This is a genomic window from Pseudomonas sp. L7, from assembly GCF_046605565.1.
Lineage (GTDB): Bacteria > Pseudomonadota > Gammaproteobacteria > Pseudomonadales > Pseudomonadaceae > Aquipseudomonas > Aquipseudomonas wayambapalatensis.
Genome location: NZ_CP176784.1, coordinates 5,111,084 through 5,124,478, shown reverse-complemented (window position 1 = coordinate 5,124,478; position 13,395 = coordinate 5,111,084). Strand labels below are relative to the sequence as shown.

The window sequence follows — 13,395 nt, the reverse complement described above, 5'->3', positions numbered from 1 at the left end:
GTTTTGTACGATAAATAGTTTGTCCAGCCTGATGCGTTGTAACGCAGCCTGCTGGATAATCGCGCGCTGCGTGAGCCTGCGTTCGCAGGTTCGTTTCACTCTGACTCGAGCATTGTCTGGATCCGTTTGGGGAATCATTGCGCCCTTGCGGGGTCCGAACAGTGCTCGCCAACCCGGCATTGGTCGCTGGCCGTTGGTTTCATGATCTGTTTACGGCGAGGGTTGCTCGTGATTGTAAGTCCCTGTAATGCACCAAGAATCCCCGGCAATCGGCTGCGCACGGCCTTGTTGGCAGGCGCAGCGCTGGTTGGCCTGATGAGCGCAGGCCAGCTGTGGGCATTCAATCTTGACGATGTTGCAGCCAAGGCAAAGGATCTGGCCGGCCAGAAGTACGAAGCACCGAAGAGCAACCTGCCTCCGGTGTTCCGCGACATGAAGTACGCGGACTATCAGAAAATCCGCTTCATCCAGGAAAAGGCCGAATGGGCGAATGACAAGACCCCGTTCAAGCTTTCCTTCTACCATCAGGGCATGCACTTCGACACGCCGGTGACCATCAACGAGATCACCGCCAAGAAGGTCGAAGAGATCAAGTACGACCCGAGCCGCTTCGAGTTCGGCGACGTACCGCATGACGCCGATGCCACCAAGAACCTCGGCTACGCCGGTTTCCGCGTGCTCTACCCGATCAACAAGCCTGACAAGCAGGATGAGATCATGACCCTGCTGGGCGCCAGCTACTTCCGCGTGGTCGGCAAGGGGCACGCCTATGGCCTGTCCGCCCGTGGCCTGGCCATCGACACTGCGCTGCCGTCGGGCGAAGAGTTCCCGCGCTTTCGCGAGTTCTGGATCGAGAAGCCCAAGCCTGCCGACAAGCACCTGGTGATCTACGCGCTGCTCGATTCGCCGCGCTCCACCGGCGCCTACAAGCTGACCGTGCGTCCGGGCGACGACACCATCGTCGACGTCAAGTCCAAGGTTTTCCTGCGTGACCACGTCAGCCGCCTGGGCATTGCCCCGCTGACCAGCATGTTCCTGTTCGGCCCGAACCAGCCGTCGAAGGTGCAGAACTACCGTCCGGCGCTGCACGATTCCGAAGGCCTGTCGATCCACGCCGGCAACGGCGAATGGCTGTGGCGTCCGCTGAACAACCCGAAACACCTGGCCGTGAGCAACTTCAGCGTCGAGAACCCGCGTGGTTTCGGCCTGATGCAGCGCCAGCGTGCCTTCAGCGACTTCGAAGACCTCGACGACAACTACCAGAAGCGTCCAAGCACCTGGATCGAGCCCAAGGGCGACTGGGGCAAGGGCACCGTCGACCTGGTCGAGATTCCGACCGCCGACGAGACCAACGACAACATCGTTGCTTTCTGGAGCCCGGAAACCCTGCCTGAGCCAGGCAAGCCGTTCGAGTACAACTATCGCCTGCACTGGACCATCAGTGAGCCCAAGTTCCAGGCCCAGGACCTTGGCTGGGTCAAGCAGACCCTGCGTTCGACCGGTGACGTCAAGCAAGCCAACCTGATCCGTCAGGCCGATGGCAGCGTGGCCTTCCTGGTCGACTTCGACGGCCCGGTCCTTGCCGCCCTGCCGGCCGACACTGCCGTGCGCAGCCAGGTCAGCGTTGGCGACAACGCCGAGGTGGTCGAGAACAATCTGCGCTATAACCCAGAGATCAAGGGCTGGCGTCTGACCCTGCGGTTGAAGGTCAAGGATCCGAAGAAGTCCACCGAGATGCGTGCCGCGCTGGTACGCGATGTTCCGGTCGAGGCACCGAAGGAAACCAAACCTGCCGAAACCCAGCAGGACAAGGCGGCCGCCAAGCACGCCAAGGCTCAGCATGCCAAGGCCGAGAAAGCCGAGAAGCCGGCCGAGCAACCAGCCGCCGACGCGGCGTCCACCAACGGGGCCCCGGCCACCACCGAGAAGGTGCTGACCGAAACCTGGAGCTATCAGTTGCCTGCCGATGAGTAACTCAAACGCAAGGCCGGAATCGCTTGGCGAGTACCTGGCCCACCTTCCTCTGAGCGACGAGCAGCGAGCGGAACTCGCCAGCTGCTCTTCCTTCAGCGAGCTGCACCAACGCCTGGCGGCTGATCCGGCCGCCAGCGCCACCGAGGCCGTCCAGGCTTCGGTGGGTTCCCGTCTGACCGTCGGCAGCGCCGCCGAGCTCGAAGAGGCCGAGATGCTCGGCGTCGACGGCGGTGGCCGCCTGTGCCTGAAGATCGCCCCGCCGATCAAGCGCACCAAGGTCCTGCCCGAGCCCTGGCGCACCAATATCCTGGTGCGCATGTGGCGGCGCATGACCGGCCGCACCAACGCCCCGCAACCGCCCAAGCGCGAGCTGCCGCCGGCACGCTGGCGCCGGGTCGGCTCGTTGCGCCGCTACATCCTGCTGGCGCTGATGATCGGCCAGACCATCGTCGCCGGCTGGTACATGAAGGGCATCCTGCCGTACCAGGGCTGGTCGTTCGTCGACCTGGAAGAAGTGGTCAACCAGCCGATCTGGGATACCGTCGTGCAGGTCTGGCCCTATGCCTTGCAGACCTCCATCCTGATCCTCTTCGGCATCCTGTTCTGCTGGGTGTCGGCGGGCTTCTGGACCGCGCTGATGGGCTTCCTCGAGTTGCTCACCGGCCGTGACAAGTACAAGATTTCCGGCAGCAGTGCGGGCAACGAGCCGATCCCGGCCGATGCCCGCACCGCGATCGTCATGCCGATCTGCAACGAGGACGTGCCACGGGTCTTCGCCGGCCTGCGCGCGACCTTCGAGTCGGTGGCCGCCACCGGCAACCTGGACCGCTTCGACTTCTTCGTGCTCAGTGACACCAACGACACCGACATCGCCGTTGCCGAGCAGCAGGCGTGGCTGGAGGTGTGCCGTGAGGCGAAAGGGTTCGGCCGTATCTTCTATCGCCGCCGCCGCCGCCGTGTGAAGCGCAAGAGCGGTAACCTCGACGACTTCTGCCGTCGCTGGGGGGGCGAGTACAAGTACATGGTCGTCCTCGACGCCGACAGCGTGATGAGCGGCGAGTGCCTGAGCAGCCTGGTGCGCCTGATGGAGGCCAACCCGGACGCCGGCATCATCCAGACCGGGCCGAAGGCTTCGGGCATGGACACGCTGTATGCGCGCATGCAGCAGTTCGCCACCCGCGTGTACGGCCCGCTGTTCACCGCTGGCCTGCACTTCTGGCAGTTGGGCGAGTCGCATTACTGGGGGCACAACGCGATCATCCGCATGAAGCCCTTCATCGAGCATTGCGCCCTGGCGCCGCTGCCGGGCAAGGGTGCCTTCGCCGGCGCGATCCTGTCCCACGACTTCGTCGAAGCCGCGCTGATGCGCCGTGCCGGCTGGGGCGTGTGGATCGCCTATGACCTGCCGGGCAGCTATGAAGAGCTGCCGCCGAACCTGCTCGACGAGCTCAAGCGCGACCGGCGCTGGTGCCACGGCAACCTGATGAACTTCCGCCTGTTCCTGGTCAAGGGCATGCACCCGGTGCACCGCGCGGTGTTCCTCACCGGGGTGATGTCGTACCTGTCGGCGCCGCTGTGGTTCCTGTTCCTGGTGCTGTCGACGGCGCTGCTGGCAACCAACACGCTGATGGAGCCGCAGTACTTCATCGAGCCGTTCCAGCTCTATCCGCTGTGGCCGCAGTGGCACCCGGAAAAAGCCATCGCGCTGTTCTCCACCACCATCGTGCTGCTGTTCCTGCCCAAGCTGCTGAGCATCATCCTGATCTGGGCCAAGGGCGCGACCGAGTTCGGCGGGCGGATCAAGGTGACCCTGTCGATGCTGATGGAGATGCTTTTCTCCATGTTGCTGGCGCCGGTGCGGATGATCTTCCACACCCGCTTCGTGCTGGCTGCGTTCCTCGGCTGGGCAGCGACCTGGAATTCGCCGCAGCGTGACGACGACTCCACGCCATGGAGCGAAGCGGTACGCCGCCATGGCCCGCAGACCCTGCTGGGTATTGCCTGGGCTGCGCTGGTGGCTTGGCTGAACCCGAGCTTCCTGTGGTGGCTGGCGCCTATCGTCGGTTCGCTGGTGTTGTCGATCCCGGTTTCGGTGATTTCCAGCCGAGTACGCCTGGGCCTGGCGGCCAAGGATGAGCGCTTGTTCCTGATTCCCGAGGAATACGCCACGCCGCACGAGCTGCTGGCAACCGACCAGTACACCCACGAGAACCGCTGGCACGCCCTGAACGATGGCTTCGTTCGCGCCGTGGTCGATCCGCGTCAGAACGCCCTGGCCTGCGCCATGGGTACGGCCCGTCACGGCCAGTCCGATGCGATCGAGTCGCTGCGTGCCGAGCGTATCGCCAAGGCGCTGGAAGCCGGTCCCAAGGGGATCGACGGCAATACTCGCCTGGCCCTGCTGAGCGACCCGGTGGCGCTGTCGCGCCTGCACGAGCGGGTGTGGGCCGAGCAGAACGAGGCGTGGATCAATGTGTGGCGCAACTCCATCGCCAACGATCCGCACTCGCCGCTGCTGCCGCTGCATCCTGAAGGTGAAGGCCAGCCGGCACTCGTCGGCGCCTGATCCATCGCATTCGCGGGCAAGCCCGCTCCTACAGTCATGCGCTGTGGGAGCGGGCTTGCCCGCGAAGCTTTTTCTACCGCCATGATTTTTGGCCAACAAAGTCCCCGCCGGCTCTAGGTCCCAGGGCCTGCATGCGTTAGCATCCGTCCCGACACAACGCACCGGTCGGAACGATCGTGCACACAATAAAATTCTGCGTACTTCTTGTTAGGGGACCTGGTGATGATGAAGAAATACCTGTCGCGCATGCTGCTCGGCGTCACCGCGCTGATCGCGGTCACAACCGCCCAGGCGGGCGCCATCGATGATGCGGTCAAGCGCGGCACCCTGCGCGTGGGTATGGACCCGACCTACATGCCGTTCCAGATGACCAACAAGCGCGGCGAGATCGTCGGCTTCGAGGTCGACATCCTCAAGGCGATGGCCAAGTCCATGGGCGTCAAGCTCGAGACCGTCTCCACTGCCTATGACGGCATCATCCCGGCCCTGCTGACCGACAAGTTCGACATGATCGGCAGCGGCATGACCCTGACCCAGGAACGCAACCTGCGCCTGAACTTCAGCGAACCCTTCATCGTCGTTGGCCAGACCCTGCTGATCCGCAAGGAGCTGGCAGGCGAGATCAAGTCGTACAAGGACCTGAACAACGAGAAGTACCGCCTGACGTCCAAGCTCGGCACCACCGGCGAGATGGTCGCCAAGAAGCTGATCAGCAAGGCCAAGTACCACGGCTACGACAACGAGCAGGAAGCGGTGATGGACGTGGTCAACGGCAAGGCCGATGCCTTCGTCTACGACGCGCCGTACAACGTGGTCGCGGTGAACAAGGCCGGGGCCGGCAAGCTGGTCTACCTGGAAGAACCCTTCACCTACGAGCCGCTGGCATTCGGTCTGAAGAAGGGCGACTACGACAGCATCAACTTCATCAACAACTTCCTGCACCAGATCAAGCACGACGGGACCTACGATCGTATTCACGACAAGTGGTTCAAGAAGACCGACTGGCTGAAGGACATGGAATAAGAGCCCGGACCACAAGCCCTGGCGATGACCCTGACGCGCAGGCAACCCCTGCGCGTTCGCATTTACGGAAGCACCCACGTGATCAAACACAAGAAAGCCCAGTGGCCCTGGCACGCGCTGACCGCGCTGGTGCTGGTGGGCTTGGCGTTCAGTCTGTACATGGCCACCTCGATGATTTCCTACGAGTGGCGCTGGAACCGTGTGCCGCAGTACTTCGCCTTCCAGGCCGAAGACGTGCAGCGCGCCGCGGCCTACGGCACCGTCGAGGAAATCGTCGTGTCCGGCAACGACGCCCGCGTCACGCTCAAGAGCGAGGACGGCGAGGTGCAAGTGCTGGAGGTGGTCAAGGACAGTTTGCAACTGAGCCGTGGTGACGATGTCGCCGAGGGCGACCAGATCGGCGTCACTCGCCACTGGGCGGCCGGCCCGCTGGCCTGGGGCCTGTGGACCACCTTGTGGATCTCGGTGCTTTCCGGGGCCTTCGGCCTGGTGATCGGCCTGTTCGCCGGGCTGTGCCGGTTGTCGAGCAACCCGACCCTGCGCGACCTGTCCACGGTGTATGTCGAACTGGTGCGCGGTACGCCGCTGCTGGTGCAGATCTTCATCTTCTATTTCTTCATCGGCACCGTGCTCAACCTGTCCCGCGAGTTCGCCGGGGTGGCGGCGCTGGCGCTGTTCACCGGCGCCTATGTGGCCGAGATCGTCCGTGCCGGCGTGCAGTCGATCGCCAAGGGGCAGAACGAGGCGGCGCGCTCGCTGGGCCTGAATGCCAGCCAGTCGATGCGCCATGTGATCCTGCCTCAGGCGTTCAAGCGCGTGCTGCCGCCACTGGCAGGGCAGTTCATCAGCCTGGTCAAGGACACCTCGCTGGTGTCGGTGATCGCCATTACCGAGCTGACCAAGAGCGGCCGCGAAGCGATCACCACGTCGTTCTCGACCTTCGAGATCTGGTTCTGCGTGGCAGGCCTGTACCTGCTGATCAACCTGCCGCTGTCGCACATTGCCAGCCGGCTCGAGCGGAGGCTTGCGCAAAGTGATTGAAGTCCGTGACCTGCTGAAAGTCTTCGACACCCGCGGCCAGGTGGTGCGTGCGGTGGACAACGTCTCCACCCAGGTCGCCAAGGGCGAGGTGGTGGTGGTGCTGGGCCCCTCGGGGTCGGGCAAGTCGACCTTCCTGCGCTGCCTGAATGGCCTGGAGCATTTCGACGAAGGCCACGTGGCCATCGACGGGCTGCGCCTGGAAGACCCCAAGACCGACATCAACGCCTACCGCCGTGAAGTCGGCATGGTGTTCCAGCACTTCAACCTGTTCCCGCACATGACCGTGCTGGAGAACCTGTGCCTGGCGCAGAAGGTGGTGCGCAAGCGCAGCAAGGCCGACCGCGAAGCCAAGGCCCGTGCTTTGCTGGAGAAGGTCGGCATCGGCCAGAAGGCCAATGAATACCCCTCTCGCCTGTCCGGTGGGCAGCAGCAGCGGGTGGCCATCGCCCGTGCCCTGGCTATGGACCCGAAGGTGATGCTGTTCGACGAGCCGACCTCGGCACTCGACCCGGAAATGGTCGGTGAGGTGCTGGATGTCATGAAGACCTTGGCTCAGGAAGGCATGACCATGGTCTGCGTGACCCACGAGATGGGCTTTGCCCGTGAAGTGGCTGACCGGGTGCTGTTCTTCGACCATGGCAAGTTGCTGGAAGATTCGGCACCCGCAGCGTTCTTCGCGGCGCCGAAGGATCCGCGGGCCCAGGCGTTCCTGCGCCAGGTGCTCTGACCGGTTCGCTCTTTCCCGGGCAAGCCCAGCCCCTGTAGGAGCGGGCTTGCCCGCGAAAGACGCACCACAGTTCCTACAAGCTGAACCTCCCCACCATCCCGCGCAATTGCTGCCCCAGCTGCTCCAGTTCGCCACTGGAAGTGGCCGTCTGCTCGCTCGCCGAACTGGTGTGATCGGACGCCTCGCGCACGCTGATCACGCTGCGGTTGATCTGCTCGGCCACCACGCTCTGTTCTTCGCTGGCGGTGGCGATTTGCTGGTTCATGCCCTGGATGTTCGACACGGTCCGGGTGATCTGCCCCAGTGCATCGCCCGCTCGGCGACTCAGATCGACGCTCTGCTCGGTCAGGGTCCTGCTGCTGTCGAGCAGCGAGGTGACTTCATCGGTACCTTTGTGCAGGCTCTCGATCAGGTGCTCGATCTCCTCGGTCGACTGTTGAGTGCGCTGGGCAAGGCCCCGCACTTCATCGGCCACCACCGCGAAGCCGCGACCGGCTTCGCCGGCACGCGCCGCTTCGATGGCGGCATTGAGGGCCAGCAGGTTGGTCTGTTCGGAAACCGACTTGATCACATCCAGGATGCTGCCGATCCGTTGGCTTTCCCCCGCCAGGTGTTGCATCGAGGCGAGGCAGCGGTCCATCTGCGTTGCCAGCTGTTCGATACGCGCGATGGCTTCGGCCACCACCTGATCGCCCATTTGCGCCTGCTGGTCAGCGTCGGTTGCGGCCAATGAGGCATGTTCGGCGTTCTGCGCCACTTCCTGCACGGTCGCGCTCATCTGGTTCATCGCCGTGGCCACCTGGTCGGTTTCTTCGCGCTGCTGAGTGATGCGCTCGAGCGTGTCGGCGCTGGCTCCGGCCAGTTGCGAGGCCGCTTGTGACAAGTGCTCGACGCTCTGGTCGATGCCGCCGATCAACTGGCGCAGGCTCAGGGTCATCTCGCGCATGTTGCTTTGTAACTGGCCCATTTCGTCGCGCCGCGCCACCGTCTCCACGTGGCAGAGGTCGCCGCGGGCGATCCGCGCGGCCTGGGCCAGGGTCTGGCGCAAGGGCTGGGTGATCTGCCGAGTGATCAACCAACCGGCCAGCACGCCGACCGCGAGGGCGAGCAGTGCCACGCTGGTCAGTATCGAGCGCGCGGCCACAGCCTCATGGTCGCGTTGTGCGACTTTCTGCTCGGCCAGTGTCACGCTGGCGTCCCTCAGGTCATTACCCATGGTTTCCATGTCGTTCTGCAGTTGTTCGACGCGGATCGCTGCTCGGCGGTATTGCTCCAGGCTGGTCCGGTACTGGGCCAGGGCGAGCGTGGGGCGCGCCATGAGGTCGCTCGGCAATGCGAGCGGGGCGAGCGCCGTGAGCATCTGTTCCAGGCTGACTTGCGCGGCATCGAGCGCCGTATTGCCGACCTGAGCGAAGTCCTCGACGGGCGAGAACGTGTAGGCAGGGACCAGGCTTTGCTGGTTGGCGCTGTCGACCTGGCGCGTGAGCGTGTCCATCAGCCCGAGCAGGTTGCCCTGCGGTTGGTCGGCGGGAAGCTTGAGCAGAGCCTGGGTCTGCAGGTCGTCGATGACTTCATCCAGTATCCGGTCCTTGTCCTGCATGATCGTGCGCAGCTCGGTGCGGCTCCCGACTGCGCGCAGCAGCTCGGCGAAATGTTCGCGCAGGCGTTGCAACTGGCGCAGCTTCTCGCTGAGCAGCTCGCGCGACTGATCGACGCTGCTGCGTTGCTGAAGCAGCGTGAGCCGGCGTTCGAGCTGGTCGAGGATCGCGTCGATGCGTGCCTTGCTGGTGTCGTCGGCCAGCACGCGGTAGGTGATGCGCTCGGCGCGCAGGTCTTTGCTCAGGTCATTGATCTGGATGATCTCGCTGAGCTGCTGCGAGCGAATGATGGCGTCGTCCAGGGCGCGCCAGCCGCTGACGGTGGTGGCGAGGGTGAGCAACAGGACCACGGCGAAGCCGAGGGTGAGCTTGAGGCGGACGCTCATGTTGCCGAGGTGGTGGTTGAGGTATCCGAACATGGCGAGTCTCCATCCATTTGAGAGAAGGGCCATGCTGTTGGGTTGCCAGCATGGCCCTCCTGCTCATCGGCAGAGATCGCGTGAGACTCGACCTGCAAATCGAGTGGGAAAAGTCCTCAATAGCGTGGTGATTATTCCGCGCCCTGCAGGGCAAGCACCCTGCTCAGAGGCGGAAACGTCCCACCAGGCCCTGCAGGTGGGTGCCAAGCCGCGCCAGCTCCACGCTGGAACTGGCGGTCTCCTCGCTCGCCGCCGAGGTCTGGTCGGAAATATCCCGTACATTCATCACGCTGCGATTGATTTCCTCGGCCACCGCGCTCTGCTGTTCGGCCGCGGTGGCGATCTGTTGGTTCATCGACTGGATCGAGGACACGGTGCGGGTGATGGTTTCCAGCGAGCTGCCGGCACGACGGGTCAGTTCCACGCTGCTGTCGGTGAGCTCGCGGCTGCTGTCCATGACGCTGGAGACGCGCTGGGTGCCATTTTGCAGGCTGGCGATCAGCTCTTCGATTTCTTCGGTGGACTGCTGCGTGCGCTGGGCCAGGCTGCGCACTTCATCGGCGACCACGGCAAAACCACGGCCGGCCTCACCCGCGCGGGCGGCCTCGATGGCGGCGTTGAGGGCCAGCAGGTTGGTCTGCTGGGCGACCGACTTGATCACGTCGAGCACGCTGCCAATTTTGTCGCTCTCGGTCTTAAGTTGGTTCATCGCTTCGCTGGAGTGCCCGACTTCGGTGGCCAGGCGTTCGATCTGGGCGATGGCCTCGCCAACCACCCGATCACCCTCGCGAGCCTGCTGGTCGGCCATCAGCGCCGCTTCCGAAGCCTGCTCCGCGTTGCGCGCCACTTCCTGCACGGTGGCTGCCATTTCGTTCATGGCGGTCGCCACCTGGTCAGTCTCGACTTTCTGGTTGTTGACCCCGGCGCTGGTCTGCTCGGTGACGGCCGACAACTCTTCGGCAGCACTGGCGATCTGGGTGACACCGTCGCCGATGCCGCTGATCAGTTCGCGCAGGCTCTGGGTCATGCGTTGCATGCTGGCTTGCAGTTGGCCGAGCTCGTCGCGACGTTGCACCTGCAGTTCCTGGCTCAAGTCGCCGCTGGCCACGCGTTCGGCGGCGCTGAGGGTCTGGCGCAGGGGCACGACGATCTGCCGGGTGATGGCCCAGGCGGCAATGATGCCTAGCAGCAGGGCAAGGGCACTGGCTCCGCCCAGTAGGGTCTTGGCCTGCAGGGCACCACTGTTGCGCACGGCGGTCTGCGATGCGGTCATCTGCGTACCGGCATCCATCAGCACCTGGCCCTGTACGACCATGCGTTGCAAGGTCTGCTCGGCGCTGGCCTGCGCTGCGCCAAACTGGTTCACCGCATCGCGATAGGCGCCCATGGCATTGGCGGCATCATCGAGACTGGCGGCGTATTCGGCGGGCACCCTGGCCGGCAGGGCCTTGAGCACAGCGAGCGCCTGGTCGATGGCATCCAGCGCAGTCTGCTGGAATTCGGCCTTGCCGCTATAGGTGTAGCCGCGCACCTGGAAGCGCGCCTGCTGGAGCAAGGCGCTGGCCTGCACGATCTGTTGATAGAGGCTGATGTCGCCACCTTGCGCAAGGCGTTGCTGCACCTGGCCGATCAGCGCAGCGGCCTTGTCGGCGCTGTCACCCAGCACACTGCGGGCGGCTTCACGGCGCTGGCCGGCCTGCTTGAGCTCGACGAAGGCCTGGCGGTATTGGCGCACGGCTTGACGCTGCTGCTCCAGGCGCTGGTGATCCTGCGGATGCTCGATCTGCCCGAGCATCATCTCGACCTGCTGCTCGAGCTTGCCGAGCGCTTTTTCCAGCTCACCCGCCGATGCGTCGTCGCGATTGCGTTCGTACTGCTGGCGGGCGATGCGCAGGTCCTGGCTGTAGCTGAGGATCACGGAGATGTTGCCCAGCGTGTCACCGCGGTCGATGATCGAGTCCATGCCGCGCCAGCCTGTGGCGGTGATCGCCATGGTCAACAACAGTACCAGGCCGAAGCCGGCCCCCAGTTTGCGACTGACGCTCACGTTTCCCAGCGACTGGACAACCTTTCCGTACATGACGATCTCCCCGGCGACTTGAAAAGCCAGAATTTTCTTGTGTTGCAAGGCCATCGGCCTGTTGGGGAGAAACTTGATGGCAGGATGCTGACCGAATGGTCAGAATATTCGGGAAAGCAGAGCCGTGACCGCTGTTTCCACGCGCAGGATGCGCTCGCCCAGTTGTACGGGGGCCAGGCCGGCCTTGCCCAGCAGTTCCACTTCGTAGGGGATCCAACCGCCTTCCGGGCCGATCGCCAGGGTCACCGGCCCTTGCACCGCGCGGGGACAGGCCGGGTAGGGGCCGGGATGGCCAACCAGGCCGAGAGTGCCGTCGGCGATGGCGGGCAGCCGGTCTTCGACGAAGGGTTTGAAGCGTTTTTCGATGATGACTTCCGGCAGCACGGTATCGCGTGCCTGCTCAAGGCCCAGGATCAGGTTCTCGCGGATGCTGTCCGGCTGCAGGAACGGGGTCTGCCAGAAGCTTTTCTCGACCTTGTAGCTGTTGACCAAGACCAGCCGTGGCACGCCAAGGGTGGCGATGGTCTGGAACAGTCGGCGCAGCATCTTGGGGCGGGGGACGGCCAGCACCAGGGTGAGCGGCAGCTTCGCGGGTGGCTGCTGGTCGAAGCTGACCCGCAGCTCGGCTTCGTGGCCCTCCAGGCGGATCACCTCGGCCTGGCCCATCAGGCCGCCGATGCGGCCTACGCGCAGGTTGTCGCCCACCGCCACGCGGTGGATGTCCTGCATGTGCGTGAAGCGGCGGTCGGCCAGTACGACACGGTCGGCCGCGACGAAGTCGGCCTCCTCGAGCAGCAGCAGGTTCACGCCTGGGTCGCTGGCGGCTGGTCGTTGTGGTCGTCCGCAGCTTCATCCTGCGGATGGCTGCGCTTGCGGATCAGGCCGCCGAACAGCACGCCGATCTCGAACAGCAGCCACATGGGCACGGCCAGCAGCGTTTGCGAGAAGATGTCCGGTGGCGTGAGGATCATGCCGACCACGAAGCAGCCGATGATCACGTAGGGACGGATCTTCTTCAGGTACTTCACATCGACCACGCCGATCCACACCAGCAGCACCACGGCCACCGGAATCTCGAAGGCGACGCCGAAGGCGAAGAACAGGGTCATGACGAAGTCGAGGTAGCTGGCGATGTCGGTCATCATCGACACGCCTTCAGGGGTGGCGCTGGCGAAGAAACCGAAGATCAGCGGGAACACCAGGAAGTAGGCGAAGGCCATGCCGGCGTAGAACAGGATGATGCTGGAGATCAGCAGCGGGATGGCGATGCGCTTTTCATGGCGGTACAGCCCCGGTGCGATGAAGCCCCAGATCTGCTGGAGGATGAACGGGATGGCCAGGAACAGGGAGACGATCATGGTCAGCTTGAACGGCGTGAGGAACGGCGAGGCCACATCGGTGGCGATCATCGTCGCGTTGGCCGGCAAGTGCGCACGCAAGGGCGCCGAGACCAGGGTGTAGATCTGCTGGGCGAAGGAGAACAGCCCGGCGAAGATCAGGAAGATAACGGCGACGCAACGCAGCAGGCGGGTGCGCAGTTCGGTCAGGTGCGAGACCAGCGGCATGGGCTGGTCGTGTTCCGGAGTTTCGCTCATGGGGCTCGGGGCGGCTGGTGCGGCTCAGGGGTGGTCGTGGGCGCCGCAGGGGCGGCATTGGCGTCGGCGGCAGGTGCGGGAGTCTCGCTCGCGGCCGCTGTGTTCACGGGCTGCGCGGGCGGTGTCTGCGGGTTGAGGATGCGCTTGGCTTCCTGTTCCATCTGCAGGATGTGCTCGTTGTGCAACTGGCGGCGGATGTCATCGGCACCGATTTCGCGCTCGACTTCCATCTTGATGCTGTTGAAGCTGCGCTTGAGCCGGCCGATCCACAACCCCGCGGTACGCGCGGCGCCGGGCAGGCGCTCGGGGCCGAGCACCAGCAAGGCAACCAGGCCGACGAGCAGCAGCTCGCTGAAGCTGATGCCGAACATG

At 64.3% G+C, this 13,395-nt stretch carries 10 protein-coding genes and 1 pseudogene; 5 read left to right on the top strand and 6 right to left on the bottom strand.

All coding sequences use genetic code 11. The features are described from left to right. Positions 1-228: 228 nt before the first annotated feature. The 5 genes from ACK3BK_RS23445 (at position 229) to ACK3BK_RS23425 (ending at position 7,331) form a co-directional block, all read left to right on the top strand. Positions 229-1,974 carry a glucan biosynthesis protein G gene (locus tag ACK3BK_RS23445; protein WP_346655487.1) on the top strand — a complete coding sequence of 582 codons (1,746 nt, stop codon included), beginning with the start codon at positions 229-231 and terminating at the stop codon, positions 1,972-1,974. Then, entirely contained in the window at positions 1,967-4,540 is a 2,574-nt protein-coding gene (gene mdoH / locus ACK3BK_RS23440; RefSeq protein ID WP_411383415.1) for a glucans biosynthesis glucosyltransferase MdoH, read from the top strand. The genes ACK3BK_RS23445 and mdoH overlap by 8 nt, the downstream gene beginning before the upstream one ends. Positions 4,541-4,765: 225 nt before the next feature. Beyond that, entirely contained in the window at positions 4,766-5,563 is a 798-nt protein-coding gene (locus tag ACK3BK_RS23435; RefSeq protein ID WP_054894813.1) for a transporter substrate-binding domain-containing protein, read from the top strand. A 78-nt stretch (positions 5,564-5,641) separates the two neighbouring features. Next, complete coding sequence (locus ACK3BK_RS23430) at positions 5,642-6,604, top strand: amino acid ABC transporter permease (RefSeq protein WP_054894812.1); 963 nt, start codon at positions 5,642-5,644, stop codon at positions 6,602-6,604. Beyond that, positions 6,597-7,331, top strand: coding sequence for an amino acid ABC transporter ATP-binding protein (locus ACK3BK_RS23425; protein ID WP_186666106.1), 735 nt, complete (start codon positions 6,597-6,599; stop codon positions 7,329-7,331). Before ACK3BK_RS23430 ends, ACK3BK_RS23425 begins: the two co-directional genes overlap by 8 nt. A 73-nt stretch (positions 7,332-7,404) precedes the next feature. Here the strand turns inward: ACK3BK_RS23425 and ACK3BK_RS23420 are convergent, their stop codons facing one another. From ACK3BK_RS23420 to tatB, 6 genes and pseudogenes are all read right to left on the bottom strand, one after another. Then, positions 7,405-9,348 (bottom strand): methyl-accepting chemotaxis protein, encoded by a 1,944-nt coding sequence (locus tag ACK3BK_RS23420; protein WP_411383414.1) that lies wholly within the window; start codon positions 9,346-9,348, stop codon positions 7,405-7,407. Between the two features lie 163 nt (positions 9,349-9,511). Further along, a complete protein-coding gene (locus ACK3BK_RS23415; RefSeq protein WP_411384510.1) occupies positions 9,512-10,216 on the bottom strand; it encodes a methyl-accepting chemotaxis protein in 705 nt (234 codons plus the stop codon). 198 nt (positions 10,217-10,414) lie between these two features. Next, positions 10,415-11,311, bottom strand: a pseudogene (locus tag ACK3BK_RS23410) (methyl-accepting chemotaxis protein); the annotation flags it as partial. Between the two features lie 216 nt (positions 11,312-11,527). After that, a complete protein-coding gene (locus ACK3BK_RS23405; RefSeq protein ID WP_288377167.1) occupies positions 11,528-12,235 on the bottom strand; it encodes a 16S rRNA (uracil(1498)-N(3))-methyltransferase in 708 nt (235 codons plus the stop codon). Further along, complete coding sequence (gene tatC, locus ACK3BK_RS23400; RefSeq protein ID WP_063546576.1) at positions 12,232-13,023, bottom strand: twin-arginine translocase subunit TatC; 792 nt, start codon at positions 13,021-13,023, stop codon at positions 12,232-12,234. The genes ACK3BK_RS23405 and tatC overlap by 4 nt, the downstream gene beginning before the upstream one ends. Then, positions 13,020-13,394, bottom strand: a complete 375-nt coding sequence (gene tatB / locus ACK3BK_RS23395) for a Sec-independent protein translocase protein TatB (protein WP_186721338.1) — start codon at positions 13,392-13,394, stop codon at positions 13,020-13,022. The genes tatC and tatB overlap by 4 nt, the downstream gene beginning before the upstream one ends. Position 13,395 lies beyond the last annotated feature (1 nt).

What these genes read in the sequence shown, in the direction of transcription:
- ACK3BK_RS23420 (WP_411383414.1), bottom strand. Translation starts at nt 9,348, where the DNA reads ATGTTCGGATACCTCAACCACCACCTCGGCAACATGAGCGTCCGCCTC.
- ACK3BK_RS23435 (WP_054894813.1), top strand. Translation starts at nt 4,766, where the DNA reads ATGAAGAAATACCTGTCGCGCATGCTGCTCGGCGTCACCGCGCTGATC.
- tatC (WP_063546576.1), bottom strand. Translation starts at nt 13,023, where the DNA reads ATGAGCGAAACTCCGGAACACGACCAGCCCATGCCGCTGGTCTCGCAC.
- ACK3BK_RS23415 (WP_411384510.1), bottom strand. Translation starts at nt 10,216, where the DNA reads ATGGCAGCCACCGTGCAGGAAGTGGCGCGCAACGCGGAGCAGGCTTCG.
- mdoH (WP_411383415.1), top strand. Translation starts at nt 1,967, where the DNA reads ATGAGTAACTCAAACGCAAGGCCGGAATCGCTTGGCGAGTACCTGGCC.
- tatB (WP_186721338.1), bottom strand. Translation starts at nt 13,394, where the DNA reads ATGTTCGGCATCAGCTTCAGCGAGCTGCTGCTCGTCGGCCTGGTTGCC.